This window comes from Thioclava sp. DLFJ4-1, from assembly GCF_002020145.1.
GTDB lineage: Bacteria > Pseudomonadota > Alphaproteobacteria > Rhodobacterales > Rhodobacteraceae > Thioclava > Thioclava sediminum.
Window position 1 is genome coordinate 473,750 of the sequence record NZ_MPZT01000001.1, and the last position, 26,135, is coordinate 499,884.

Here is a 26,135-nt window from a genome sequence, read left to right on the forward strand (position 1 = left end):
GGCTCACCCTGCTGGCAGGCGCGCCTCGATCATGCCGACGAACCAGCTTGCGCCCGCAGGCAGGATCGCGTCATTGAAATCGTATTCCGCGTGATGAAGCGGCGCGCTGGGGCCATTGCCGATGAAGCCATAGGCCCCGGGGCGCACCTCCAGCATATAGGCGAAATCCTCCGCCCCCATCATCGGATCGACGTTGCGATCGCAGGTGCCTGCCACGGCTTCGGCCACCTGCGCTGCGGCCTCGGCCGCCGCCGCATCGTTACGCGTGACGGGATAGCCGCGCCGGTAGTCGACCTCTGCCGTCGCCTCATGGGTCGCGGCAACGCCCTGCGCAATCTCGCGCAGGCGGCGCTCGGCCAGATCGCGGGTCTCGGCGCTCATCGTGCGCACCGTCCCGCCAAGGCTCACCGAATTGCCGATCACGTTGAGCGCTTTCGAGTCCGTCTCCAGCGTCGTGACCGACAGAACGATCTCCTCCAGCGGATCGGTCGCGCGGGACACGATGCTTTGCAGCGCGAGGATCAGATGTGCGGAGATCGGCACCGGGTCGATCACTTCCTGAGGTTTCGCGGCATGGCCGCCCTTGCCGGTCACCACGATGTCGAAGAAATCCGCCGCCGCCATCATCGCATCGGGCCGGATACCGAAGCTGCCCGGTTCCATCCCCGGCATGTTATGCAGCGCATAGACCTCCTCGATGCCGAAACGCTCCATCAGACCATCCTCGATCATCGCCTTGGCCCCGGCCCCGCCCTCTTCGGCAGGCTGGAAGATCACCACGGCACGACCCGCGAAGGCCCGCGTCTCGCAAAGGTATTTCGCCGCCGCCAGCAGGGTCGACGTGTGCCCGTCATGGCCGCAGGCATGCATCTTGCCCTCGACTTCGGAGGCATGTTCGGCACCGGTTTTCTCCCGGATCGGCAGCGCATCCATATCGGCGCGCAGCCCGACACAGCGCAGCCCGCCCTGGCGCGTGCCCTGCCCTTCGATCACGCCGACAACGCCCGTGCGCCCGATCCCCTCGACCACCTCATCGCAGCCGAATTCGCGCAGCAGCTCGGCCACGCGGCCGGAGGTGCGCGGCAGATCGTAGAGCAGTTCGGGATTGCGGTGAAAATCGTGCCGCCATGCGGTGGCTTCCGTGTGCATCTCGGCAAAACGGTTCTTGATCGGCATGCTCGCTCCTTGGTTGGCGCTACCCTGCCTCGCTGCGCGTTCGGGTGCAAGCCGCGCTCAGCGGAAGGCCATCGGCAAGGAGAAGCTGTAGCTTGGTTTGCTCAAGCCTTGCGGCGCGGCGGGGAATCGACCCGCCCGGCGCACGGCATCGAGCGCCGCCCGGTCGAGCGCCGCATGGCCCGAGCTTTGCGCCACCGACGCGCCGATGAGCCGCCCGTCGCGCGCGATATTCAGCGCCACGACCACGCGTCCCGCGCCTGCCCCGGAGGGCGTTTGCTTGGCCCGCTCGATCCGGGCGCGGATTTCGCCGCCCCACGATCCCATCAGGGACCGGATCTGCCCCGCCGAGAGCGTCGCCGCCGGGGCCGCGCGCCGGTCGCCCGCCGCGCCTTTTTCGCCCTGCCCCTTCGCCTGCTGCTTGGGCTGAGCCGCGGCGGGCTGCGACGCCTGTTTCTTCGCGGGAGCTTTGGGCTTCGGCTTCGCCGGTTTCGGCGCAGGCGGCGTGGGCTTGGCCTCGGGCCGCGGCATGTCGGGCGGCGCGGGCTCGGCCTGTTCAGGCAACGCCGCGTCGGGCGCAGGTGGCGCGGTCAGCGTGGGAGCTGCGGCAGTCTGCGGCGCGGTCTCCGTCGGCTCGGTCGGGGCTTCAGGCGCTTCGGGCGCGGTTGGAGCCTCAGGCTGCGCCGCCGCGATCTCGGTCTCGACCTCGGGCGGGCGCTCCCACTCGGCCACGCGCGCGGCCATGGACGGCGAAGACGGCGCAAGCGAGACGAGCGCGTCGCCCCCGTCGCCCGCCGATTGCGCCCCGCCCTCAGGCGCAGGCTCCCAGACCATCAGCGCACCCGCATGGACCGCCAACGCCGCCCCAAGCGCACCCGCGAAGGCCAACCCGCGCAGCGTCATTTGCCCCGCACCACGAGTTTGAGATCGGTGAAACCGAGACCCGCCAGCTGCGGCATCAGCTTGGCCAGCGCGTCGCCGGGAAGCTGCCCGTCCGCGCGCAGGGTCAGGCTGTCGGCGCAATCGCCGCAGTCCGAGCGTGCATCCTGCGCAGCCGCTCCCAGCGCCGCAATCGCCGCATCGCCGCGCGCCTTCCCATAGGCGATCTCGCCTTCGGAATTCGCGAACAGGACCAGCGCGCCGGGATCGGCCTTGCCCTCGCCCGAAGCCTCGGGTGGGGTGACCTCGAAGGGCGTCGGCTGGGCCAGCGTCGCGGCCAGCAGGAAGAAGATCAGCAGCAGAAAGACCACGTTGATCATCGGCAAGAGCGGCTCGGGCAAGCTGCGCCGCGGCGGATCGCTGAAAAGCCTCATGGCACCAGCACCAGATTGCTCAGCCCCGCGCCGCGCAACGCCTCAATCACCTGCGTCAGCGCGCTCAGATCGCCCTCTTTCGGACGCAGCACGACCGGATCGGAAGGCTGTTCCATCAGCGGCTGCAGCGCGCCTGCCAGATCGGAGAGCGCGACGGTCTGCCCGTTCAGACTGACCATACCGCCGTCGCCCACATCGACCAGACGCGGCGGCCCGGACCAGTCCGCGCCCGCCGTGCCGCCGCCCAAGGTCAGGTCGAGCGTGCGCTCCACCCCGAAGCGCGAGGCGAGCATGAAGAACACCAGAAGCAGGAAGACCACGTCGATCATCGGCGTCAGCGCCGGGCGACGGCGGGGGCGCGGTTGACCGAAGGCGAACATCGCGCGCGCCTCACTCGGCGGCGGCGCGGGGCCGCTCGGTGAGCGTGGCGGGCGCGCGGGCGAAGATGCGGGTCGCAGCGTCTTCCATGTCGTGGCGCAGGCGGTCCACCACCGCATCGAAACCCGACAGCGCGATCTGCGCCGGGATCGCCACAGCCATGCCCGCCGCCGTCGTCAAAAGCGCCTCCCAGATGCCGCCTGCAAGCGTCGCCGGATCGGCCTGAACGCCTGCCTCCTGCAACGCGCGGAAGGCCGCGATCATCCCCGCGACCGTGCCCAGAAGCCCCAGAAGCGGGCCGATCACCACGGCCAGTTCCAGCGCCCGCAGCCCGGAGCGTGCGCGCGCCAGAAGATCGCGCGCGACGCGGCCGGTCTCGGCCTCGGCCCCGGCCCAATCCAGCTGCGGATCACGCAGGCTCGCCATCGCGGCACGGGCGAGTTGCGCGCGCAACGAGCGCCGCCCGGCCAGAGCCGCCTCGGCCCCGTCGGGATCGCCTGCCGCCCAGGCCGCGATTGCCGCCTGGCTATGTGCCCCGCCCGACCACGCGCCGGCGGCCAGCAAATCCCAGATTTTCCAGATAATCACCGCGAGCGAGATCACGGACAGCGCCGCAATCGCCCACATCGCCGGACCGCCCAGCACGAGCGCATCGAACATGCGCCCCGGAAGAGCTCCGGAAATCTGAGCGGTAGCTTCCATCGCGCCCTCCAATGCACGCCCACAGGCGCGGTGAGGTGGTGCCGGCGGAGGGACTCGAACCCCCGACCCCCTGATTACAAATCAGACGCTCTACCAACTGAGCTACGCCGGCGTGACCGGCCCGCAATAGCGCGGCTTGGAAATTCGCGCAAGACGCCGCTCAGCGGGAACGGGCAAGATCGGCACGGGCCTGATCCGCACGAGCGAGGATCGCGACAGCGACCAGCCCCACCGCGCAGACCAGAAGTGCGGCGGGCGAGGCATCGCCCAGGTTCTCGAGGCTCGCCTTTTCCTGCGTGCGCGTGGCCAATGTCTCGAAGTTGAACGGGCGCAGCAGCAGCGTCGCGGGCAGCTCCTTCACGCAATCGACGAAGACCAGAAGCAGCGCCGAGCCGACCGAGCCGCGCATCAGGGGCAGGTAGAGACTGCGCAGAACGCCGCCCGGCGTGCGACCCAGCGAGCGCGCGGCCATCGGCAGCGAGGGCGGCACGCGCCCGAAGGCGGCGTCGCTCGCGCCTTGGGCGATGGCGAAGAATCGCACCACATAGGCGAGGATGATCGCGAAAGCCGACCCCGTCAGCAGCAGCCCGGGGTCGTGGCCGGTGATCGCCAGCACGGCGTCGGCCAGCATGTGATCGAGACCGGCGAGCGGGATCAGGATGCCGACCGCCAGCACCGCCCCCGGCGCGGCATAGCCCAGCGTCGTCAGCGGCAGCACCGCGCGCGGCAGGCGCTGCCCCGACAGGCGCACCCCGTAGACCATGAACAGCGCCAGTGTCACCGTGATCGCGGCCGCCGCCCCTCCTGTCAGTATCGTGTGCCACAGCGCGAGCCCGAGGCCCCGGCCGAACCACGCCTCGGGATTGGCGAGCGCATGACCGCCCATCACCGCGACCGGCAGCACGAAGCCCAAAGCCACCGGGAGCACGCAGGCCAGCGTCGCCACCCAGCCAGCCACACCTTTCAGGCGTTGTGGCTGCACTGGGCGGGCTTGACGCGCGCTTTGGTAATAGTGGACGCGGCGGCGCGAAAGCTTCTCGAGCATAAGAAGCGCGAGGACGATCCCGAGGATCACCAGCGCGAGCTGCGCCGCCCCGCCCGCATTGCCGCCCGACAGCCATGTCGAGAATATGCCCGTGGTTAGGGTCTGCACGCCGAAATGATCGACGACACCGAAATCCGCCACCGTCTCCATCATCGCGATCGCGGCGCCCGCGGCGATGGCGGGACGCGCGAGCGGCAGGCCCACGCGCCAGACCATCCCCCAAGGCCCGGTGCCGAGGGCGCGGGCGACCTCGTAGCTGGCGCCGGATTGCTCGCGCAGGGCCGCGCGGGTGATCAGGTAGATATAGGGGTAAAGCGCGGCCGAGAGCACGACCACCGCCGCCTCGCGCGAGCGGATCTCGGGGAACCAGTAGTCACGCGCCGAGGCCCAGCCGAAGGCACCGCGCATCGCGGTCTGCACCGGGCCGGAATAGTCGAGGAAATCGGTGAGGGCGTAGGCGCCGACATAGGCCGGGATCGCGAGCGGCAGAAGCAGTAGCCATTGCAATATGCGATGCCCCGGGAAGCGATACATCACCACGAGCCACGCAGCCCCCGCCCCGATGGCCGAGGCCAGAAGCCCCACGCCGCCCGTCAGCACTGCCGTATTGATCAGGTAGCGCGGCAGCACCGTCGCGATCAGATGCGGCCAGATATTGTCGCGCGGATCGAGCGCCATCCAGCCGACAGCCAGGATCGGCGCCAGTACCAGTACCGCGATCACCACGGCCCCGAGCGACCACAGCCCACTCGCCGCACGCAAGCGCCCGCGCAAGGCCGGCGCAGGAGGGACCGAGAGGGATTGAGCGGATTTGGGCACGGGCTTTCCCGATCAGTTTTGTCGGAATTGTCTCGCCCCTCCTACCCCGAAACACATTTGCCTGTCCAGAAGGGAGCGGCTAGAGTGAGCGGCAACAATAAGGGCTTGACCCGGCAGACGATATTGAGGCGCGCAGAATGAAAGTCGTTTTCCATCTCGGAGCGCATTCGACCGATGAAGATCGCATCGTGGGCGCGCTGTCGAGCAATGACCGGCTCCTCGAGTCTCACCGCATCGCCGTGCCCGCCCCCCGCAGCTATCGGATGGTGCTGCGCGATGCTTTGGTCTCGCTGAAAGGCGGGCCTGCGCCGCAGGATGTGCAGGACGCGATCATCGAGGCGAGCACCGAGGCGCCGGTGCTGGATCGGCTGGTGTTCAGCCACGCGTTTTTCCTGTGCATCCCCGAGCGGGTGATCACCAAGCGCGGCTTCTACGCGATGGCACCGGGCAAGCTCGCGCCGCTCGCGAACCTCTTTCCCGATGCAGAGACCGAGTTTCATCTCGCACTGATCAACCCCGCGAGCCTGATCCCGCAGTTGGTCGCCCGGCTGCCCAAACGCAGCTACGAGCAGATCATGGAAGGGCACGACCCGCGCGAGCTGCGCTGGGAACCGCTGATCCGTCAGATGGTGGAAGCCGCGGGCGGGCGGCGTTTCGTGATCTGGTGCAACGAGGATTTGCCGCTGATCTGGCCCGAGGTGCTGCGCTCGGTCGGCGGATTGCCGGAGGATCAGACGCTCAAGGGCGACATGATGGTGCTGCGTCAGATCATGCCCGAGGAGGGGATCGAACGGCTGCGCAGCTATTTCGCCGCGAACCCGCCGAAATCGGTGCTGCACCGGCGCAAGATCGTGGCGGCCTTCCTCGACAAATACGCCAAGCCCGAGGCGCTCGAGATCGAGGCACCGCTGCCGGGCTGGACCGATGAGCTGGTCGACGAGATCACCGCGCAATACGATGCCGACGTCGCCGCGATCGCGCGGATGCCCGGTGTGGAATTCATCGCACCCTAAGCGAAGGGCGCGGTTCGCGCCGGATCACCGTCCGGCGCGCAATAGCGCTCAGCCCATCCCCAGCGCGGATTTGTAGAGGTCGAGAATCGCTTCTTCCTCGGCCACGTCATCCTTGTCGCGTTTGCGCAGGGCGACGATCTTCTTCAACACCTTGGTGTCATAGCCGCGGGCCTTGGCCTCGGACATGATGTCCTTCTGCTGCTCGGCGATGTCTTTCTTCTCGGCTTCGAGGCTCTCGAACTGCTCGACAAACTGGCGCAGCTCATCGGCGGTGACATTGTAGGCGGCATCGTTGGGCATGGGCCTCTCCTGCTTGCGAACGGGGGTCGGCGCTCTGACTAGCCCGAGCGTCTGCGCGCATCAAGAGGCGGCGCGCGCGGATCGGCGGGTTATGGGAGGACGCCCGCCCCTCCCGCTTCTTCCCGCAAGATCGCGGGTGCCCGCGTTTTTCTTGCCATACCCCCCGCGACGGGCTAGGCAGGCGCGCGCAACTTTCGGAGGCCGCAATGGAAAATCTGATCTGGGCAGGGGCCGTCGTCTCGGTGATCGGGCTGTTCGGCATCCTGTATTGCATCGTCAAAGTGGCCAGCGCCAAACGCGCCGGCCTGCCCGATGAAGAGCTGCGCGCTCGGCTGCAAAAAATCATCGCGATCAATATGGGCGCGCTGTTCGTGTCGGTGATCGGGCTGATGATGGTGGTGCTGGGCATCTTCCTCGGCTGAGGCGGCCCTGCCCCTTCAAGCACGTCCCCTCACGCGTCGTCGAGATCGGCGAAGCATTTGCCGTTGCGGATCAGCACATCCCATAGCGTGACCGGCTCGGGCGCGCCCTCTTCGGCCAGCTCGCGCAGCAGCTTGCGCGTCCCAAGAAGGCCCGCGCGGTCGGCGGCGAACATCACGCCGCCCATCTGCGGTGCAAAACCCAGCACGTGGCGCGCCGCGACGTCGATATCGCCCGCCCGATGCGCCTGCGCGTGCTGCAAGAGCCCCGCCCCGCAATTGGCAAGCTCGGCCAGAATCCGGGCGCGGATGCGCGCATTGGAAAGACGGCGCGGCACGATCCCGGCCTCGTCGCGCAAAGCCGCCAGCGCCTCGGCCTGATCGGGCACCGGGCGCGGCGTGCCCTCGGACCAATCGTAAAAGCCCTGTCGCCGCGCGCCAGTCGCCGCGGCATCGAGCGCGAGCAGGCTCAGAAGCGGGCCGAACGGGCGATGCAGCCGCACGAAATCCTCCAGCACGGCGTCGATGCCCAACCGGTCGGCTAGTTCCAGCGGCGGGCGTGTGCCGCCTGCCTCGCGTACCGCCGCATCGACCTGCGCGACCGAGGCCCCGGCCAGCACCGCACGCTCTGCTGCGGCGATATAGGCGACGCGCAGATGATCGGCGATGCCGCCCGCGCCCGGGCCACTGCGCAATACCTGCGCCCCACCCTGCCGGAGCAGCCCAGCCATCGCGTAGAGATCGGCAGGCAGCGCGCCCTCGGGCGGCACGAGCTCACACAGATCGCCGGTGCAGCGCAGCCCGAAGTCCTCCGCGCCGTCAGCCAGATCATCGGCGTTGCGCGCGCTCAGCGGCGCGGGCGGGAAATTTCCTTTGCCCGAGGCGATCAGCGCATCCGAGCCCGACAGCCCCTCGCGGGTCATCGCCGCGCCAAGCCGCGCCCAATCGGCCTCGCGAATGTCGGGTGACAGAGCGCCGGACTGCACCGCGATCTCCTGCTTGCGCGCGATATCGGCAAAAGCCGTCTCGATCGCGGCGGGGTCGCTTGCGCCGAACACGACTTCGTGCCCGGCGGCAAGCAAGCCTCCGGCCATCGCGGCGGGCTGATCCCAAAGGCCGATGCGCAGCGGCGCGGGCGCGGTAGGCGTGCCCTCGCCGGGCAGATGCGCGGCGCGGCGCGTGGCCCGTGCGGCGTGGCGCAACGCCTGTGACAGCGGCGCCTCGAGCAATTCCTGCAAGGCGACCGCCTCGACATCGAGCGCCTCGTCGAGCGGCAGCAACAGCGCGCCTTCGACCACTTCGAACAGGCGCGCGCCGACCGGCGCAAGCGCGCCCTTTCCCAGCTGTACCCGCAGCGGCGCGAGATCGTTGAGATAGGTTGCGGGATCGTCGAGCGCGGTATCGGTGCGCGGTACACCCTCGGCGATCAGCATATCGAGAGCGGCGGCAATCTGGCTGCGATCGGTCGCGCCCAGCACAAGATCGCATTGGCCCTGCGCCCGGGCGGGCTCGGCCTCGACCTCCTCACCGGCGGCCACGATCGCAAGCGCCCGCGCACCGCCGATCCGCCGCGCGAGCCGCACGAGGCCGCCTGCACCGACGAAGCCGCCAAGCGCGAATTCCGGTGCCGCAAAACAGGTATCAGGATCGGCGATGCGCAGATCGGCGGCCTGCGCCAGCGCCATCGAGCCGCCCGCGATCCGCCCGGAGAGCCGCGCAAGCACCGGCAGGTCGAGCGCCCCGAGTCGTCGGCAAAGCTCCGACAGGCTCGGCACCTCTTCGCCCTTCGCCGGGCGCGGCGTGATCGCGTCGAAATCTTCCAGCGGATCGGGTGCGCAGGGCCAGCCCGAAGCCCCGCCCTGCAGGACCAGACCGCGCAGGCTCTTGTCGCCTTCGACCCGGTCGAGCACGCCGCCGATCGCGCGGCGCATCTGGGCCGTGATACCGGCCCGCGCGCCCTGATCGTCAAGCGCTGCGAGCGTCAGCCAAGCCAGCCCGTCCTGTGTGCGAAATTTCACCCGGTTCGCCATCGTCCCCCACTTGTGGCGGGGCATTCCGTGCGATCCACCGCCGCGCGAAGTTTAAAGCGAAGCAGGTTCAAAACAAAAGGGAAATCGCGCATCCCCGGGGGAGGCGCGCAGGGGCAATTGACTGCCCTTGCCCCTTTGAAACGGTAGGCCAGAGGTTACTGGCGGGTCGCCTTCGCGCCCGGTGCATGCGCCCGGCAAAACGGTGTTGCGGGCAGCAGATCGAGCCGTGCCTCGTCGATGCGCTCGCCGCAGGTGACGCAATAGCCGTATTCGCCCGCCTCGATCCGGGCCAGGGCGGCGTCGATCGCGCGGATCTCGGACTGCGCCGACTGGCCGAGGTCTTCGAGAACCTCGTCGCTCTCATGCTCGATCGCGGCGTCGTCCCAATCTTTTTCTTCGTGGCTCTCAAGCTCGGATTCGACCTGCGCCATCCGTTCCGAGAGTTGCGCCCGGCGGGTTTCGAGTTCGCTCTTGCGCGTTTCAATCGACTTCATCCTGTCCTCCTTGATCGATACAACCACCTAAACAGGCAAGCATTTATCCGCCTTGACGCAAATCAACCGGTCGCACTCACGCACATATGCAGATATCAAATTGCTTGCACCGTCACGGGCGTGAGGTCTAGCATTACAACTCTGACGGGTCCGGGAGAGCCCGTTCGATCCGCAATTGAGCACAGGGAGAGCTCATGCATCAAGATTGGATTTGGGGCCTCGTCGGAGGCCTGATGATTGGCGCGGGCGCTGGCCTGTTTCTGCTGGTCAACGGCCGGATCATGGGCGCAAGCGGCATTATCGGCGGCTTGGTCGACGGCTCGGGCCGCGAGACTGTGTCCGAGCGCGTGGCCTTCCTCGGCGGGCTGATCGCGGTGCCACCGCTTCTCGTGCCGCTTTACACAACAGTCGACACCCATATGACCAGTTCCGTCTGGGTGATCGTAGCCGCAGGCCTGATGGTGGGCCTGGGCACGCGGATCGCGAATGGCTGCACCTCGGGCCACGGCGTCTGCGGCATCTCGCGATTTTCGCTGCGCGGGATCGTCGCCACCGCCTTCTACCTGCTCGGCGGTGCGCTGGTCCTCGTGATCTTCCGGCATTTTCTGGGAGTGATCTGATGCGCAATTTCTTCGCATTCCTCTCGGGAGGGCTGTTCGGCGCGGGGCTTCTCGTGGCGGGCATGGTCGACACGAAAAAGGTGCAGGGCTGGCTCGACGTGTTCGGCGATTGGGACCCGACGCTGGCCTTCGTGATGGGCGGCGCGGTGAGCGTGATGTTCTTCGTCTGGATCTTCGCGAAGCGCCGCGAAACCTCGATGCTGGGCTCGCCGATGCCGGGGCCGTTTCCGCGGCTCGTGGATCGCAATCTCGTGCTCGGCTCGCTCCTGTTCGGCGCGGGTTGGGGCCTTGCGGGCCTGTGCCCCGGCCCCGCGATGGGCTCGCTGTCCTTCAATGGCTGGGAGGGCTGGCTGTTCCTGATCGCGATGGGGGTCGGGATGGCGCTCGCACCGCGGGCGAAAGCGTGGCTGAGCCTGTTGGATCGCAGCACGCTGGAAGTGCCGCCCTGCGAGAACGGGACCAAAGAGACGCCCGCGACCTCGGCGACGCGCGGCGCATAAGCCGCCGCCGCAGCCCGCATTCGCGTCCCCTAGGGCGGGGGCGCGTTCACATGCCCGATTGGATCTTGAGCGGTGGCAGCGCGTCGTCGTCTTCCGTCGAGGAGAGCGCATCAAGATCGAGTGGCTCGCCAAAATCCATATCGGGTTCAAGCCCGTCCAACCCGCGCGGCTCGCGCGCGTGGACGACATCGACGCCCTCCTCCGGGTCATAGGCCGGATCGAGCGGGTCGCCGAGGCTGGACAGGCCCGGCACCGCGTCGACCGTCGGGGCCTGCGCATAGGGCGACGCCCCGGCATCGAAAGCATCCGCCCCCCGGCCAACGCCATTCGCCGCCTCGCCTTCCTCGCGCAGGCGCAGCGCACGTAGCCCGTGGCTCTGGCCGAGACGGGCGAGCGAGAGCTTGCGCCGTCCCTGCGCCTCGAGCGTGATCTTCTCCAACGCGTCTTCCGGGATCGGGATCTCTGTGCCGGGGCGCAGTGTCAGCACAGTAGACAGCGGCAGCGTGACGCGGTGCAGGACCGCTTCGAGCTGCGCGGAGGCCGCCAGAATGGAGCGTTCGAACGTGTCGGACCAGTCGCGCGCGGGGTCTTCGGGGATGAAGCTTTCCGCCTTGGGCCCCGCACCGCCCTCCGGATTTTCGCCCGCCGCCGGGGCCACGCGGCGCATCGCGGCGCCCCGACCTTCGCGCGGAACCGCCCAGAGGAATCCGCCGCTGCGTTCGCCCCCGGTGCCGAAGCCAAGCTGCGCCGTCCAGACGCGGTAGCTGACATCTTCCAGCAGCAGGCCAAGCGGCCGGGGATCGTCGAGATGCGAGGCGAAGCGGAAGCCCCCAGCCCACGAAATCGCCGGGTCGCTGATCAAACCCTCCTCGATCTCGGCCAGCACCGCATCGACGAAATCGGCGGCGATAGCGGCATCGATCCGGGTGGGTTTGCGCGGGGCGGGCATGGTCTTGCCGAACCGCCCCATCGTCTGCATCTCGATCAGCGTGGCCAGGGTGGCAGGCGGCAATGCGAGGACGCCAAGCGCCTCCCCCGGCCCTTCGATCACCGCAAGCAGCGACAGATCTTCGAGCATCTCGGGCAGATCGGCGAGCGACCGTGTCGCCTCCTCGATCGAGGCGACCTGCAGCGGCAGTTCGAGCATATCCTGCGCGACCTTGGACAGCGCGAGCGTGATCGCGCGCGCAGGCGTGATCGGGGCCGCGCCCGCACCCGCCTTCGCCGCCTCGGTCTTGCGCCGCAGCACCGATGTCTCGCGCTCGTGAACCATGGCCTCCATCCACCCGCCTTCGGGGTCTCATGGCTCAGCTTTGGCAGATCGAGGTTTACAAAACGTTGAAAACAACAAGTGTTTCGCGGCTTAGCGAGAAAGGGCTGCGCTCTCGGAGGGCTGATCGGAGGGCGCGCGCTGATCGCTGCGCCTCAGCGGCAGACTGATGCGGAACGCGGCCCCGCCCTGCCCGGGGACGTAATCGATCGTGCCGCCCAGATTGGTCATGATCTCGCGGCAGATCGCGAGGCCGAGACCCGCGCTGCCGGCGCGGCTTTGATCGGTCAGGCGGGCGAATTTCTCGAAGATCAGCTTCTGGCTCTTCTTCGGAATGCCCGCGCCATTGTCGATGAAGTCGATCTGCACCCGCTTGCCGCGGCGCTTCACCTCGATCCGCAGCACCGCCTTCTCGGCATCGCAATACTTCCGCGCGTTCGAGATCAGGTTGATCATGACCTGAACCAGCCGGTCGGCATCGGTGAAGATCGGCATGTGCTCGGTCGGGAAATCGCGCTCGATGCGGAAGGCGCGCTCGGGCTGGGTCGAGGAGGCCGATTGCACCGCGCGATTGATCAGATCGTGAAGATTGGCGACCGAGACATTGAGCTGTGCGCGGCGGTTCTCCAGCACAGAGAGGTCGAGCAGATCGTCGAGCAGCCGGGTCAGGCGGCGCGCTTCCTCATGGATGATCTCGGCGTATTGCGCGCGCATCGAATCCGGCAGATCGGGCTCCATCAGAATCTCGGAAAATGCCCGGATCGAAGTCATCGGCGTGCGCAGCTCGTGGCTGATCTGGCTGAGGAAGCTGTCCTTCTGCACTGACAGATCCTGCAGCTTGTCATTGGCCTCGCGCAGCGCCCGCGCCACCCGCGCGAGCTCCTCGGATTTCGCCTCGAGCCGCGCGGTGTATTCCTTGGCCTCCGCCGTCTCGCCCGCCACGGCGATCAGGTCCTGCATCGACACGGAGGTGCCCCCGGTCAGTTGCGCGATCATCGCATGCGCCGTCGACGCCCCGACCGAGCCCGCCAGTTTCCGCTCCAGCCGGGCGAGGAAATCGGGTGTGGTGTCGGGCAGGAACCCGGCCTTGCCCTGCCCCGCCGCCTGTGCCTGAAAGAAATGTTGTGCAGGCTCGGCGCCCAGAATCCGCTGCGACATCGACAGCAGGTCTTCTGCCTCGGCTCCGCCTTGCACCCAGGAGCGCGCGGCGGGGCTTTGATCGTAGATATTGACGAAGGCCACGCCCTGCAGCCGCTCCATCGGGCCGGGGAAGGACAGCATCGAGAAGACCAGAAAGGCGAGCGTGTTGAACAGCAGCGACCAGAACAGGGCGTGCAGCAGCGGGTCGAGCCCCGCGATCCCGAACAGCGCATGCGGGCGCAGCCATTCGAACCCGAACAGCCCGTGATCCAGAACGATCTGCGGTATCAGCCCGGCGTCGCCCACCGAGGGCAGAAAGAGCGTATAGGCCCAAAGTGCGAAGCCGATCACCAGCCCCGCCGCCGCCCCCACATGGGTCGCACCGCGCCAGAAGATGCCGCCGATCAGCGCGGGCAGCACCTGCGCCGCGCCTACGAATGCGATCAGCCCGATTGCCGCCAGCGCCTCGGAGCCGCCCGACATCCGGTAATAGGCATAGCCCATCGCCAGCACCGCGATGATCGAGACCCGGCGCGAGGCCAGAACCAGCCCGCGCACATCGCCCTGGGCGCGCGGCCCCTCCCGACGCAGCGCAAGCCACAGGGGCGTCACGATATGGTTCGAGACCATCGTCGCCAGCGCAATGGCGGCGACGATCACCATAGACGTGGCCGAAGAAAACCCGCCGAGGAAGGCCAGCAGCGCCAGCTTCCCCTGCCCCTCGGACAGCGGCAACGTGAGCACGAACAGATCGGGGTTCGCACCCTCGGGCATCCGCTCGAGCCCCATCACCGCGATCGGCACGACGAAGAGGCTCATCAGCATCAGGTAGGCCGGGAAAGCCCAGCTTGCGGTCGCGAGGTGCCGCTCGTCGACATTCTCCACAACGAGCACCTGAAACATCCGCGGCAAGGTCAGGATCGCGGCCGCGGAGACGAAAGTCAGCCCCGCGAAGCGTCCCGGATGGAGATCCCATTCCGCGATCTTCGAAGCGTCGATCCGCGAGAGCATGTCGATCGGCCCGCCGCCCAGTCCCCAGACGACGAAGACGCCCACCGCGACCAGCGCGACCAGTTTCACCACCGCCTCCAACGCAATCGCGGTGACGACACCGTGGTGACGCTCGTTCGCATCGAGGTTTCGGGTGCCGAAGAGGATGGTGAAAATCGCAAGCCCGCCCGCGATCCACAGCGCCGTCGCCCCTTGATCGGGCAGCGCCCAGCCCTCGGGCGTGCCAGCCGCGAAGACGCCGAAGCTCAGCGTCACCGATTGCAGTTGCAGCGCGATGTAGGGCGTGGCGGCGGCGACCGACATCAGCGTGACGATGACGCCCAGCGTGTTCGACTTGCCGTAGCGGCTGGAAATCAGGTCCGCGATCGAGGTCACGCGATGGGTGCGCCCGATCCGCACCAGCTTGCGCAGCACCCACCACCAGCCGACGAAGATCAGCGTCGGGCCAAGGTAGATCGTCAAGAATTCCAAGCCCGAGCGCGCCGCGTAGCCAACCGCACCGTAAAAGGTCCAGGCGGTGCAGTAGATCGACAGCGAGAGCGTGTAGATCACCGGCGAGCGCAGAAAGCGCAGGCGGCGGCGCTGCGCGCGGCGTTCGGCCACGAACGCCACCGAGAAGAGCACGATCACATAGGTCAGGCAGACCGCGACGAGATTATTGAAGGGCATCTCAGCCCTCCGGCGGCGGCGCGTCCGACGCGCGGCTGGCGGTTGCGGCGGCGGTTGGGCCCTCGGCCTCGCCATTGCCTTCGGGCACGTCCTCTGCGTTGAGCACCGGGCCAAGCCCGCGGGAAATGGCGAAAGCCGCGACGATCAGCACGATCCAGACCGCGAAAAGGTAGAGCCCGCCACGCCCGGTGTCGGGCACAGGGGTCTGCGCCGGGTGCCACAGACCCGGCATCATGATCAGCACCAGCCCGACAATCGGCAAAAGCCGCGCCGCATCCATCAGGCGGCGGCGGCGATAGGAACGGCGGGCAAGAAAGAGCGGCTGGCCCGTCTGCGGCATCAGGCGGGCTCCCGGCGCGCTGCACCCCCGCCGGTGATCGCTTCGAGCTGGTCGAGCACATCGCCATTGGCAAATGGCTTAGCGAGGAAGGCCGTCGCACCGGCGCGGGTCGCCGCATCGCGGTCGCGCCCCTGCCCCCGTGCGCTGAGCATCAGAACGGGCAAATCGCGCAGCGCGGCATCCGCGCGCATATCGGCAAGGATTTCGAGACCGGAGCGCCCCGGCAGCATCAGATCGAGGATGATTGCATCGGGCGGATCGCCGATGATGCGCGCCATTGCGCGCGCGCCGTCTTCGAGCACCGACACCGTCCAGCCCGCACGCGTCAGAATGAACCGGATCGCTTCCGCGATATGCGGCTCGTCCTCGATCAACAGCACCTGTCTTTGCGCCATAGCCATCCCCCTCACCCGACTATCGCCACCGTGTCGCGCCCTGTCAAACCCTCACGCCCTCCCCGCCGACGCATCCGCGACGATCGAGGGCTCGCGCCGCCCCGGACACTCGCCACGCGGACAGATACGGCACGACGCACCGATCGGGCGCGCCGGCGCATCAGCGCTCTGCGCGGGCCCTGGCAGGATCAGCATGGTGGCGCGCATCAGCACCGGGCCGTCGAACCCCGTCGGGCGCGGCTCGGAGACGGCATAGGTCAGGAAGCGTTGCGGCAACCGCCCCGCCATATCGACCAACGCCCGGATCGGCTGCATCGGTCGTGCAAGCGCCTCATAAAGCGGCCAGAGCGGACAGGCCGCGGCGAAGCGCGGCAGCAGAAACCCGGGGGCTGCGCGGCGGAAGGTCAGCGTGCCCGAGCCGTCGCAGATCACCAATCCCGGCTGCCCCAAGCCCGGCGCGCCCTCTGGCAACGCCGCGAGCCGCCGCAACACCTGCGCGAGCGGCACGGCAAAGCGTGCCGCCAGCGCACCCGGATCGGGGCCGAGCTCGGCCAGAGCCGCCAGCACCGGGTCCAGCGGCAAGGCGCGCGCATCCTCCGCCTGCCGCTGCAAATGGCTCCGCGCCAGTTCCCGGGCCGCCGAGGACGCCAATTCCGGCGCGCCCGCGATCAGTGCTTCCGGATCGTTGCCCGCCTCCTCCAGTTCCGGGACATGCCAACCGCGCGCCTCGAGCCACGCCTCGAGCTGTTCTTGCGGCGAGGACAGGCCGGTCTCGGCGGTTTCCATCTCGTCGAGATAGCCGACCAGCGCCTCCGCCGTTCCCGACAGGCGCAGGCTTTCCTCCTGGATCGTGTTGAGAAACCGCGCGCGCCATTCCGGCTCGATATCCTCGGTCTCGACAAGGATCGCGGCTGTCGAACGCAGCGAGGTCACCGCCGAGAGCACCTCATGCAGCGAAGTCAGCAGGAACGGGTCCTGCGCCATGCGCTCGGCATAGGTTTCGACCACGCGCTCCAACTCGGCCAGCCGCGCCTGACGGTTCACCAGAAGCGCGGCCCATGCGGGAAAGCGACCGACGAACTCTTCGATCCGCTCGAGATCGGGCGCGGCCTGGCTGGTACCGCCTGCGCCATTGCCGCTGCCTGTCTCCGCCAGTTCCAGCGACGCGACCGCTTCGCGCAGCCCGGCGAACAACGCCCCTTCCGCCCCTTCGCCCAGCGTGACCGGATCGACGCCCATCGCGCCTGCGATCCGCTCGATCAACGCATCGTTGACCCGGCGGCGATTATGCTCGATCAGGTTGAGATAGGCCGCCGAAATCCCGGAGGCCCGCGCCAGTTCAGCCTGCTTCAAGCCAAGCGCATTGCGCCGCTCGCGGATGCGGGTGCCGGTCAGCGGGGAACGGGCCATGTAAACTCCTCCTGCACCCGTTTTTACAAACAAGTGCAGAAGAAGAAAATAGTTTTACAGCGGTTTACAGAACCTCAGCAGGATCCCGTTCCAGAGGGCGCGACCGTGGCCATGCCCGATATGCCCCCGACACCCGGCTCGCATTCCCCGATATCGCGTTCAAGCTGCGTACAGCCTGCAAACGCGACCAACGCGACGAGCGCGGCAAGCTGTGCGGCGGTTGCGAAAAAGCGGTTTTTCATGGCTCTCTCCAATTCTCGGCATGGGACGATTTCCCCATATGTCATTCTACATTGCCGGCCTGTTCGCTCTATGATCGACGTCAATTCCCGGCCCGATTTGACAGCTCCGCTCGATGCGCCATCATCAATGCGGCAGCGCAGCATGGCGCGCGGCAATTCGCGGAGACCCGGATGGAGCCCGAGACGATCGAGACCGAACTGGCCAGCGCCATCGATACGGCGCAGAAATTCCTGCCAGACTGGGCGGTGGCGCTGATCGCCTATGTGATGGCGGCGCTGATCGCGCTGCTGCTGTTTCGGGTGTTGTTCACGGCACTCAACCGCGCCGTAGCCGATCGCGATCTGTTCTGGCGGTCGCTGGTCGCCCGCGGGGCGCAACCGATGCGGTTGATCCTTCTGATCGCCGCACTTGGCTTTGCAAACGGGCTCGCCCCGACAAGCCCGGCCGCGACCACAGCGATCACCCACATTCTGCTCGTCGCGCTGATCCTCTGCCTCGCCTGGATCGCCTATACCGCGCTTTACATCTGGACGACGATCCATCTGCGGCGCTTCAAGCTCGACGCGGAAGACAATCTGCTGGCGCGCAAGCACGTCACCCAGACCCGCATCCTGATGCGTGTGGCGAAAGTGATGATCGTGATCATCGCGGTCGCAGCCGCCCTGATGACCTTTCCCGCGGTGCGCCAATATGGCGTGTCGCTTCTGGCCGCAGGCGGGGCCGCGGGTATCGTCGTGGGCCTCGCGCTGCAGCCGGTGCTCAAGAACCTGTTCGCAGGCATCCAGCTTGCCCTGACCCAGCCGATCCGGATCGACGATGCGCTGATCGTCGAGGGCGAATGGGGCAATGTCGAAGAGATCACATCCACTTACGTTGTCATCCGCATCTGGGATTGGCGGCGGCTGGTTGTGCCCTTGAGCTATTTCATCGAGCAGCCTTTCCAGAACTGGACCCGCGAAAGCGCCGATCTGATCGGCACCGTCATGATCTATCTCGACCACACCGCCGACGTCGCCGCGATCCGCGCGAAGGCCGAAGAGATCACCCGCGCCGATCCGCTCTGGGACGGTAAGGTCTTTGCCCTGCAGGTGACCGATTTCCGCGAGCGGGTGATGGAGGTGCGCATCCTCGCCTCCGCGCGCAACGGTCCGCGCACCTTCGATCTGCGCTGCCATATTCGCGAGGAGCTGGTGGCGTGGATTCAGGCCGAGATGCCGCATGCCCTGCCCCGCACGCGGGCCGATCTGTCGCTAGCGGAGTCTGCATTCCTCGGCACACCCTCTGGCGAAGCTTCGTCAACTGACGCGCCCTCCCGCTAAGGGCTCGTTGCAGGCACACTCCAACAGGCCGCCGCGGTTCGCCGCTAATCGAAGGCCCCGAAATGCGCCCCGTAATTCACCGCGCGGTTGGAGCACTTATCCATCGCATCCACGAGCCATTGGCGATCGGGCACAGGTCTGCCGATCAGATGGTGCCCGAGCGCATCTTCGCCCTTCGCGATATTGCCCGCAACATCGCCGCTGAATGTCAGCAGGCGCTTCAGCCAGAAATCCTGCGCCTGCCCGATATATCCCCCGCTTCCGCCGCCCGAGAGCACGCGCACGACCGCGAGACAATAGGCCGCCTCGATCGGCTGGGTGGGGGTGTCGAAGAGATAGCTCGGGGGAGCCGCGAACTGGCTTTTCCATGCGAGGAAGAATAACCCGCCCGCGACCCCGATCGCGAGGACCGCGTAGAACGCGGTCAGGGCCGGGTGCGTGCGCTGCTGACGCCTGCGAGCCCGTGCGCGGGCGCGCGCACGCTGCGCGGTCATTGATCGATCGGCCATGCGAGTGCCTCCTGCCGCTCAGCAAAGCCGATTCCCCTTAAGAAACCCCGAATATGAAAAAGCCCCCCGGCGCACCGGAGGGCTTCGTGTTTCGCGAGAGTGTCTCTCTTATTCGAGGCCAGCCTTGTCGGTCACATCATGGGTCCAGGCGCCTTCCGGCTTCTTGGTGATGACCGGGTCCGAACCGCCCGACATCAGAACGTCGACCGTGCGCTCGTAATCGGCGGGGTCGAGCGTGCCGTTCGAGCCAGCGGTCAGCTTGGAGACTTCTTTCATCATGCCGACTTGGTGCTCCATCGTCTGCGCACCGGTCTCGTCATTGTCGAGAATGATCTGTGCGGCCTCGTCGGGATGCTCCTCGGCGTATTTCCAGCCTTCCATCGAGGCTTTCACGAACTTCGCCATCTTGTCAACGAAGGCCGGGTCCTTGAGGTTCTCTTCGAGCACGTAAAGACCGTCCTCGAGCGTCGCGACGCCTTCGTCTTCATACTTGAAGGTCACCAGCTGCTCGGGCTGAATGCCCGCTTCGAGCACCTGCAGATACTCGTTATAGGTCATGGTCGAGATACAGGCCGCCTGCTTTTGCAGCAGCGGATCGACGTTGAAGCCCTGCTTGAGCACGGTCACACCATCGTCGCCGCCTTCGGTCGAGATGCCGAGATGGTTCATCCAGCTCAGGAACGGGTATTCATTGCCGAAGAACCACACGCCCAGCGTATGGCCGGGGAAGTCCTCGGGGGTCTTGATGCCGCTTTCCTTGAGGCAGGTCAGCATCATGCCCGACTTCTTGAAGGGCTGGGCGATGTTCACGAGCGGCAGCCCCTTCTCGCGGGCTGCCAGCGCCGCCGGCATCCAGTCGACGATGACATCGGCGCCACCGCCTGCGATCACCTGCTCGGGGCCGATATCGGGGCCGCCCGGCTTGATGGTCACGTCGAGGCCCGCATCCTCGTAGAAGCCTTTGTCGAGCGCGACATAATAGCCCGCGAACTGGGCCTGCGTGACCCATTTCAACTGCAGCGTCACGTCCTCGTTGGCCCAAGCGGCCCCCGCCATGGTGAGGCTTGCGGCCACCCCTGCGATCAGTTTCTTCATCTTTCACTCCACTGTTGGCCCCGGATCTTTACGCCCGGGATTTTAGGTTTTTCTCAGGCTCTTCCTTGCCCTTACGTCCGGGCCCGTTGCGACGGGTGCCAGAAAGTCACCAGCTTCTCGATCAGGGCGACAAGCCCATAGAAGCCCGAGCCCGCGAGGGCCGCAACGGTAATTTCCGACCACACGAGCGGCAGATCAAGCTGCCCCACCGCGGTCGAGATGCGAAAGCCCATTCCTTTCGTCGGGCTGCCGAAAAATTCGGCAACGATCGCACCGATCAAAGCCAGTGTCGTCGCGATCTTCAACCCATTGAAGAGAAACGGCATCGCCGCTGGCAGGCGCATCTTGAAAAGCCCCTGCCAATAGCTTGCGGAATAGGTCGCCATCAGGTCGCGCTGAAGCGCATTCGTGGCCGCCAGACCCGCCACCATGTTCACGAGGACGGGGAAGAAGACCATGACCACGACGACCGCCGCTTTCGACTGCCAGTCGAAGCCGAACCACATCACGAGGATCGGCGCGATGCCGACGATCGGAAGGGCCGCGACGAAATTCCCGATCGGCAGCAGGCCGCGTTGCAGGAAGGGCGAGCGGTCGATCAGGATCGCCACCACCACCGCCGCGCCACAGCCGATGATATAGCCCGACAGCGCGCCTTTCAGGATCGTCTGCACGAAATCCTCGCGCAGCACATCGGTCGAGGCCATCAGGCTCGCCGCGATCTGGCTTGGCGCCGGCAGGATCACCGGGCTGATATTCAGCCCGCGCACCAGACCTTCCCACAGAAGCAGGAGGGTGATGCCGAACAAGGCCGGGATCAGGAAACGCGCCCAACGCTCCGAGCCGTGATGGCGCGCGAGCCAGGTATTGAGGGCCCAGGCCGCCAGCCAGAAGACGATTGCGAAAATAAGCCAGCTCATTGCACCATCCCCATCCGCTTGAGGGTGATTTGTTCGATGATGCCGACCACCACCACGAGGATCGCCGCGAGCGCCGCCGCTGCGAACAGAGCGGACCAGATCTGCACCGTCTGCCCGTAATAGCTGCCCGACAGAAGCCGCGCGCCAAGCCCGCGGGTCGCGCCCGCCGGCAGTTCGGCCACAATGGTACCGACGAGGCTCGCCGCCACCCCCACTTTCAGCGAGGCGAAGAGATACGGCATCGACGACGGCAGCCGCAGCTTCCAGAAGGTCGCGCCCTGGCTCGCATTATAGGTCTTCAGCAGATCGAGCTGCATGTGATCGGGCGCGCGCAGCCCCTTCACCATGCCGACGAGCACGGGGAAGAAGCTCAGGTAAGCTGCGATGATCGCCTTGGGCAGCAGCCCGGTGATCCCGAGGCTCGCGAGAACCACGATCACCATCGGCGCAATCGCGAGAATCGGGATCGTCTGGCTCGCGATCGCCCAGGGCATCACGCTCAGATCCATCGCCCGGCTATGGGTGATCCCCACCGCCAGCAGAATGCCCAGACCGGTGCCCAGCGCGAAGCCCGCAAGCGTCGCCGACAGCGTGATCCAGCCGTGGAAGACGAGGCTGCGCTTGGAGGTGATCTTTTGCCCGGCCACGCCCTCCCAAAGCCCGACAGCCACCTGATGCGGGGCGGGCAGAACGGGGCGTTTCTGGGTCAGCGTGTCGGTGACAAGCTCGGAGAACGTGACCTCTTCACCGGCGCGTGCGGCCTGATCGTAGGTCCATTGCGAGTTCATCCAGACGGTGGCTGCGTACCAAAGCAGCAGGATCGCGGCCAGAACCGTCAGAACGGGTGCGATCATCTTCATGAGACCGCCCTCCCCTTCGGCTTGGCCGAAATATCCTCGGGGGGTGAATGGCGCAGCCAGAGGGGGGCGGACAGCCCCCCGCTCGCGGTAGGGGTCATCGCGTCATTCATCATAGGCATGCCCCGCCCGAAGCCCCTCGCGCACCCGGTGCGCGATCTGCAGGAATTCCTCGCTGTCGCGGATGTCGAGCGGACGCGGCCCTTTCGGCAACGTGCTCTCGATGACCTCGTGGATGCGGCCCGGACGGGGCGACATCACCACGATCTTGGTCGACAGGTAGACCGCTTCCGGGATCGAGTGGGTCACGAAGCCGATCGTCTTGTTGGTGGCCGACCAGAGCTTGAGAAGCTCTTCGTTGAGTTTGTCGCGCACGATCTCGTCGAGCGCGCCGAAGGGTTCGTCCATCAGCAGGATCTCGGCGTCGAAAGCCAGCGCCCGCGCGATCGAGGCGCGCTGCTGCATACCGCCCGAAAGCTGCCAGGGGAACTTCTTCCCGAAGCCTTCGAGGTCGACCAGCGAGAGCACTTTTTCAACACGCTCTTGCTGCTGCGCCTTGGAATAACCCATGATTTCCAGCGGAAGTTTCACATTTCCCGCAATCGTGCGCCAAGGGTAAAGACCTGCCGCCTGAAACACATAGCCGTAGCTTCGCGCCTTGCGGGCTTCTTCCGGCGAGATGCCGTTCACGGTCAGCGAGCCGCCCGTGGGCGTCTCCAGTGCCGCGATGCAGCGCAGGAAGGTCGTCTTGCCGCAGCCCGAGGGGCCGATGAAGCTCACGAATTCGCCCTTCTCGATATCGAGGTCGATATCTTTCAGCGCATGAACCGGCCCATCATTGGTCTCGAAGGTCAGCTCGAGCCCGCGGGCCTGAATTACCGGTGCTGCCGTCATCCGCGCCTCCACAGGGTTTTATCCGCAATCTCGACGCTGTTGCCCGCCGGGTCGCGCAGGTAGATCGACCGCGCCCCGTTCGGCCAATAGAAGTCGGCCTCAATCTCCACGTTGTTGTCCCTCAAATGTCGTTCCCATTCGTTGAGTTGTTCCGCGTCCGCCGCGAGGCATACATGCCCCGGTCCGACCGCGCCATGCGGTGGAACCGGCAGCGCCGCCTCCGGATCGGGTGGCTGCTGCGTGGCCTGAGCGATGAAGGTCAGGATCACGCTGTCGCCACAGCGGAAAAAGACATGCCGCCCGTCGCGACGGGTTAGCCGCTCGAGCCCCAGCAGCCCGCCGTAGAAGGCTTCGGTCGCGTCGAGATCCTCGACATAGACCGCAGCCTCCAAAACGCCGGAACTGACCGGGGCCGCCATTGCGCCTTATACCCCGGTCGCCGGGATACCGCTGCGTTCGACCGGACGCGGCGCGGTGAGCTCTTTCCAGGTGGACAGAGCCTTGGTCACCGGCATGCCCGGATCGCGGGCGACGAATTCGCCGTGGCCCTCGGGCGTCTGGATCTTGCCATCGGCCCAGGCGACGACACCGCGGCTGAGCGTATAGCGCGGCAGACCCTTGACCTCTTTGCCCTCGAAGACATTGTAGTCGATGGCAGATTGCTGGGTCTTGGCCGAGATCGTCTTGGTCGCTTCCGGATCCCAGACCACGAGATCGGCATCCGCGCCGACCAGAACCGCGCCCTTCTTCGGATAGACGTTAAGGATCTTTGCGATGTTGGTCGAGGTCACCGCCACAAATTCGTTCATCGTGATCCGGCCGGTCTCGACCCCATAGGTCCAGAGCATCGGCATCCGGTCTTCCAGACCGCCGGTGCCGTTCGGGATCTTGGTGAAATCGCCCACGCCATAGCGCTTCTGCTCGGTCGAGAAGGCGCAGTGATCGGTCGCGACGACCGAGAGAGAGCCCGAAGCCAGACCGGCCCAGAGGCTGTCCTGATGTTGTTTGTTGCGGAAGGGCGGCGACATCACGCGGCGTGCGGCGTGATCCCAATCCTTGTCGAAATACTCGCTCTCGTCGAGCGTCAGGTGCTGGATCAGCGGCTCGCCCCAGACGCGCTTGCCCTGCATCTTGGCGCGGCGGATCGCTTCGTGGCTCTCTTCGCAGGAGGTGTGCACGACGTAGAGCGGCACGCCTGCCATATCGGCGATCATAATCGCGCGGTTGGTGGCCTCGCCCTCGACCTGCGGCGGGCGCGAATAAGCGTGACCTTCGGGGCCGTTATTGCCATCGGCCAGCAGCTTCGCGGACAGCTCTGCCACGACATCGCCATTCTCGGCATGGACCAGCGGGACCGCCCCCAGCTCGGCGCAACGCTTGAAGCTCGAATAGAGCTCGTCATCGTTCACCATCAGCGCGCCCTTATAGGCCATGAAGTGCTTGAAGGTGTTGATGCCGCGCTCGGTCACTTGCTTCATCTCGTTGAAGACCTGCTCGCTCCACCACGTGATCGCCATGTGGAAGGAGTAGTCGCAATGCGCGCGGGTCGATTTGTTGTCCCAGCGCTTGAGCGCTTCCAGCAGGCCCTCGCCCGGCGCGGGCAGCGCGAAATCGACGACCATCGTAGTGCCGCCGGCCAGCGCGGCACGGGTGCCGGATTCGAAATCGTCGCTGGAATAGGTGCCCATGAAGGGCATCTCGAGATGGGTATGCGGATCGATCCCGCCCGGCATCACGTAGCAGCCGGTCGCGTCAATCTCTTCGTCGCCTTTCAGGTTCGGGCCGATCTCGATGATCTTGCCGCTGTCGATCAGCACATCCGCCTTGTAGGTCAGATCGGCGGTGACGATGGTTCCGTTCTTGATGACTTTGGTCATTGTTTACCTCCCACGAAGGTCTTCCGCCTTCGATTTGGTTCAAATATCCCGGGGGTGAGGCGCATCGCGCCGAGGGGGCAGCGCCCCCTCTTCCGCCCGTCTCAGCTTACGATTTCCGCGGATTCCAGCACGGCGTGGAACAGCACATCGGCGCCCGCGCCTGCCCAGTCCTTGGAGATATCCTCGGCCTCGTTATGGCTCAGCCCGTCAACGCAGGGGCACATCACCATCGCCGTCGGGGCGACCGCGTTGATCCAGCAGGCATCGTGGCCCGCGCCCGAGATGATGTCGCGATGCGAATAGCCCAGACGCTCGGCGGCGCTGCGCACGGCGCTCACGCAGGTCGGATCGAAGGTGACTGGGTCGAACCCGCCGGTCTTCTCGAATTCCACCTCAAGCCCCATCTCGTCGCAGATCTTTTTCGCTCCCTCGCGCAGTCGCTTTTCCATATCCTCGATCACGCTCAGATCGGGCGAGCGGAAATCGACGGTGAACACGGCTTTGCCGGGGATCACGTTACGCGAATTCGGGTAGATGTCGATATGGCCAGCCGCGCCCACCGCATGGGGCTTGTGCGACCACGCGATCTCGTCGACCAGTTCCAGCACGCGCGCCATGCCGAGGCCCGCATTCTTGCGCATCGGCATCGGGGTGGAGCCGGTATGCGCATCCTTGCCGGTGATCGTCACTTGGGTCCAGCTGAGGCCCTGCCCGTGGGTGACGACGCCGATATCCTTGCCTTCGGCTTCGAGGATCGGGCCCTGCTCGATATGCAGCTCGAACATCGCGTGCATCTTGCGCGCACCGACCTCTTCGTCGCCGACCCAGCCGACACGCTTCAGCTCGTCGCCGAATTTCTTGCCTTCCGCATCTTCGCGATCGTAGGCCCAGTCCTGCGTGTGGATACCCGCGAACACGCCCGAGGCCAGCATCGCCGGGGCGAAGCGCGTGCCCTCTTCGTTGGTCCAATTGGTCACGACGATCGGGTGCTTGGTCTTGATGCCGAGATCGTTCATCGAGCGCACCGCCTCCAGCGCGCCGAGCACACCGAGGACACCGTCGTATTTGCCGCCCGTGGGCTGCGTGTCGAGGTGGCTGCCCATATAGACCGGCAGCGCATCGGGGTCTTCGCCCGCGCGGGTCGCGAACATGTTGCCCATCGTGTCGACGCCCATCGTCATGCCGGCATCTTCGCACCATTTCTGGAACAGCGCGCGGCCTTCGGCATCCGCATCGGTGAGGGTCTGGCGATTATTGCCCCCGGCGACGCCGGGACCGATCTTGGCCATCTCCATGAGACTGTCCCAAAGGCGATCGGGATTGATGCGGAGGTTTTCTCCGGGTGCTGACATTTCATAACTCCCTGTCGGCTGCGTGGGG

General features: G+C 66.4%; 28 protein-coding genes and 1 tRNA gene. 5 read left to right on the plus strand and 24 right to left on the minus strand.

The features are described 5' to 3' along the window. Window positions 1–3: 3 nt before the first annotated feature. The 7 genes from BMI85_RS02245 to BMI85_RS02275 form a co-directional block, all read right to left on the minus strand. Complete coding sequence (locus BMI85_RS02245; RefSeq protein ID WP_078599364.1) at window positions 4–1,176, minus strand: M20 aminoacylase family protein; 1,173 nt, start codon at window positions 1,174–1,176, stop codon at window positions 4–6. Window positions 1,177–1,233: 57 nt separating this feature from the next. Further along, window positions 1,234–2,076 (minus strand): TonB family protein, encoded by an 843-nt coding sequence (locus BMI85_RS21305; protein ID WP_078599365.1) that lies wholly within the window; start codon window positions 2,074–2,076, stop codon window positions 1,234–1,236. Further along, a complete protein-coding gene (locus BMI85_RS02255; protein ID WP_078599366.1) occupies window positions 2,073–2,486 on the minus strand; it encodes a biopolymer transporter ExbD in 414 nt (137 codons plus the stop codon). The genes BMI85_RS21305 and BMI85_RS02255 overlap by 4 nt, the downstream gene beginning before the upstream one ends. Beyond that, window positions 2,483–2,866 (minus strand): biopolymer transporter ExbD, encoded by a 384-nt coding sequence (locus tag BMI85_RS02260; protein WP_078599367.1) that lies wholly within the window; start codon window positions 2,864–2,866, stop codon window positions 2,483–2,485. The genes BMI85_RS02255 and BMI85_RS02260 overlap by 4 nt, the downstream gene beginning before the upstream one ends. Before the next feature lie 10 nt (window positions 2,867–2,876). Next, entirely contained in the window at window positions 2,877–3,566 is a 690-nt protein-coding gene (locus BMI85_RS02265; RefSeq protein ID WP_078599368.1) for a MotA/TolQ/ExbB proton channel family protein, read from the minus strand. 36 nt (window positions 3,567–3,602) lie between these two features. Then, a tRNA-Thr gene (locus tag BMI85_RS02270) sits at window positions 3,603–3,678 on the minus strand. A 48-nt stretch (window positions 3,679–3,726) separates the two neighbouring features. Next, window positions 3,727–5,289 (minus strand): iron ABC transporter permease, encoded by a 1,563-nt coding sequence (locus tag BMI85_RS02275; RefSeq protein WP_078599872.1) that lies wholly within the window; start codon window positions 5,287–5,289, stop codon window positions 3,727–3,729. Window positions 5,290–5,567: 278 nt separating this feature from the next. Between BMI85_RS02275 and BMI85_RS02280 the strand changes: the two genes are divergently transcribed. Next, window positions 5,568–6,443: a hypothetical protein gene (locus BMI85_RS02280; RefSeq protein ID WP_078599369.1), complete on the plus strand. Its 876-nt coding sequence runs from the start codon at window positions 5,568–5,570 to the stop codon at window positions 6,441–6,443. 48 nt (window positions 6,444–6,491) lie between these two features. Here BMI85_RS02280 and BMI85_RS02285 read toward each other — a convergent pair whose 3' ends face one another. Beyond that, entirely contained in the window at window positions 6,492–6,743 is a 252-nt protein-coding gene (locus BMI85_RS02285) for a DUF2312 domain-containing protein (protein ID WP_078539603.1), read from the minus strand. A 206-nt stretch (window positions 6,744–6,949) separates the two neighbouring features. On the opposite strand from BMI85_RS02285, the gene BMI85_RS02290 reads away from it, so the two are divergent. Next, entirely contained in the window at window positions 6,950–7,165 is a 216-nt protein-coding gene (locus tag BMI85_RS02290) for a hypothetical protein (protein WP_075774390.1), read from the plus strand. Window positions 7,166–7,194: 29 nt separating this feature from the next. Here BMI85_RS02290 and BMI85_RS02295 read toward each other — a convergent pair whose 3' ends face one another. Both BMI85_RS02295 and BMI85_RS02300 read right to left on the minus strand, forming a co-directional pair. After that, a complete protein-coding gene (locus tag BMI85_RS02295; protein ID WP_078599370.1) occupies window positions 7,195–9,216 on the minus strand; it encodes an enoyl-CoA hydratase-related protein in 2,022 nt (673 codons plus the stop codon). A 131-nt stretch (window positions 9,217–9,347) separates the two neighbouring features. Continuing rightward, window positions 9,348–9,686: a TraR/DksA family transcriptional regulator gene (locus tag BMI85_RS02300; RefSeq protein WP_078539605.1), complete on the minus strand. Its 339-nt coding sequence runs from the start codon at window positions 9,684–9,686 to the stop codon at window positions 9,348–9,350. A 194-nt stretch (window positions 9,687–9,880) separates the two neighbouring features. On the opposite strand from BMI85_RS02300, the gene BMI85_RS02305 reads away from it, so the two are divergent. Together BMI85_RS02305 and BMI85_RS02310 are read left to right on the plus strand one after the other, a co-directional pair. Continuing rightward, the gene (locus BMI85_RS02305; RefSeq protein ID WP_078519514.1) at window positions 9,881–10,306 is read left to right on the plus strand and encodes a YeeE/YedE thiosulfate transporter family protein; all 426 of its coding nucleotides are present in this window, start codon (window positions 9,881–9,883) and stop codon (window positions 10,304–10,306) included. Beyond that, window positions 10,306–10,806, plus strand: a complete 501-nt coding sequence (locus tag BMI85_RS02310; RefSeq protein WP_078539606.1) for a DUF6691 family protein — start codon at window positions 10,306–10,308, stop codon at window positions 10,804–10,806. The genes BMI85_RS02305 and BMI85_RS02310 overlap by 1 nt, the downstream gene beginning before the upstream one ends. A gap of 46 nt (window positions 10,807–10,852) precedes the next feature. Here BMI85_RS02310 and BMI85_RS02315 read toward each other — a convergent pair whose 3' ends face one another. The 6 genes from BMI85_RS02315 to BMI85_RS21310 all read right to left on the minus strand — a co-directional run bounded on the left by BMI85_RS02315 (window position 10,853) and on the right by BMI85_RS21310 (window position 17,283). After that, a complete protein-coding gene (locus tag BMI85_RS02315; RefSeq protein WP_078599371.1) occupies window positions 10,853–12,088 on the minus strand; it encodes a FliM/FliN family flagellar motor C-terminal domain-containing protein in 1,236 nt (411 codons plus the stop codon). A gap of 81 nt (window positions 12,089–12,169) precedes the next feature. Further along, entirely contained in the window at window positions 12,170–14,896 is a 2,727-nt protein-coding gene (locus tag BMI85_RS02320) for an ATP-binding protein (RefSeq protein WP_078599372.1), read from the minus strand. A 1-nt stretch (window position 14,897) separates the two neighbouring features. Beyond that, window positions 14,898–15,236, minus strand: a complete 339-nt coding sequence (locus BMI85_RS02325) for a hypothetical protein (RefSeq protein ID WP_246831612.1) — start codon at window positions 15,234–15,236, stop codon at window positions 14,898–14,900. After that, on the minus strand, window positions 15,236–15,631 hold the full coding sequence (locus BMI85_RS02330; protein WP_078539609.1) for a response regulator: 396 nt from the start codon (window positions 15,629–15,631) through the stop codon (window positions 15,236–15,238). Before BMI85_RS02330 ends, BMI85_RS02325 begins: the two co-directional genes overlap by 1 nt. Window positions 15,632–15,682: 51 nt before the next feature. Beyond that, window positions 15,683–17,041, minus strand: a complete 1,359-nt coding sequence (locus BMI85_RS02335; RefSeq protein WP_078599373.1) for a helix-turn-helix transcriptional regulator — start codon at window positions 17,039–17,041, stop codon at window positions 15,683–15,685. A 74-nt stretch (window positions 17,042–17,115) separates the two neighbouring features. Next, window positions 17,116–17,283, minus strand: coding sequence for a hypothetical protein (locus BMI85_RS21310; RefSeq protein WP_165756911.1), 168 nt, complete (start codon window positions 17,281–17,283; stop codon window positions 17,116–17,118). 171 nt (window positions 17,284–17,454) lie between these two features. Here BMI85_RS21310 and BMI85_RS02340 point away from each other — a divergent pair, with 171 nt between their 5' ends. After that, window positions 17,455–18,603: a mechanosensitive ion channel family protein gene (locus tag BMI85_RS02340; RefSeq protein ID WP_078599374.1), complete on the plus strand. Its 1,149-nt coding sequence runs from the start codon at window positions 17,455–17,457 to the stop codon at window positions 18,601–18,603. A gap of 44 nt (window positions 18,604–18,647) precedes the next feature. On the opposite strand, the gene BMI85_RS02345 is transcribed toward BMI85_RS02340, so the two are convergent. The 8 genes from BMI85_RS02345 to BMI85_RS02380 form a co-directional block, all read right to left on the minus strand. Continuing rightward, window positions 18,648–19,112, minus strand: a complete 465-nt coding sequence (locus BMI85_RS02345; protein ID WP_143594961.1) for a hypothetical protein — start codon at window positions 19,110–19,112, stop codon at window positions 18,648–18,650. A 108-nt stretch (window positions 19,113–19,220) separates the two neighbouring features. Continuing rightward, window positions 19,221–20,207, minus strand: a complete 987-nt coding sequence (locus BMI85_RS02350; RefSeq protein WP_078599376.1) for an ABC transporter substrate-binding protein — start codon at window positions 20,205–20,207, stop codon at window positions 19,221–19,223. A gap of 71 nt (window positions 20,208–20,278) precedes the next feature. Further along, complete coding sequence (locus BMI85_RS02355) at window positions 20,279–21,127, minus strand: ABC transporter permease (RefSeq protein ID WP_078519524.1); 849 nt, start codon at window positions 21,125–21,127, stop codon at window positions 20,279–20,281. After that, entirely contained in the window at window positions 21,124–21,987 is an 864-nt protein-coding gene (locus tag BMI85_RS02360; RefSeq protein WP_078519525.1) for an ABC transporter permease, read from the minus strand. The genes BMI85_RS02355 and BMI85_RS02360 overlap by 4 nt, the downstream gene beginning before the upstream one ends. Window positions 21,988–22,089: 102 nt before the next feature. Continuing rightward, window positions 22,090–22,878 carry an ABC transporter ATP-binding protein gene (locus BMI85_RS02365; protein ID WP_078539615.1) on the minus strand — a complete coding sequence of 263 codons (789 nt, stop codon included), beginning with the start codon at window positions 22,876–22,878 and terminating at the stop codon, window positions 22,090–22,092. Then, a complete protein-coding gene (locus BMI85_RS02370; RefSeq protein ID WP_078599377.1) occupies window positions 22,875–23,297 on the minus strand; it encodes a VOC family protein in 423 nt (140 codons plus the stop codon). The genes BMI85_RS02365 and BMI85_RS02370 overlap by 4 nt, the downstream gene beginning before the upstream one ends. 6 nt (window positions 23,298–23,303) lie before the next feature. Continuing rightward, window positions 23,304–24,755 carry a dihydropyrimidinase gene (gene hydA / locus BMI85_RS02375; protein WP_078599378.1) on the minus strand — a complete coding sequence of 484 codons (1,452 nt, stop codon included), beginning with the start codon at window positions 24,753–24,755 and terminating at the stop codon, window positions 23,304–23,306. A 101-nt stretch (window positions 24,756–24,856) separates the two neighbouring features. Further along, window positions 24,857–26,107 (minus strand): Zn-dependent hydrolase, encoded by a 1,251-nt coding sequence (locus BMI85_RS02380; RefSeq protein WP_078519529.1) that lies wholly within the window; start codon window positions 26,105–26,107, stop codon window positions 24,857–24,859. Window positions 26,108–26,135: the final 28 nt, after the last annotated feature.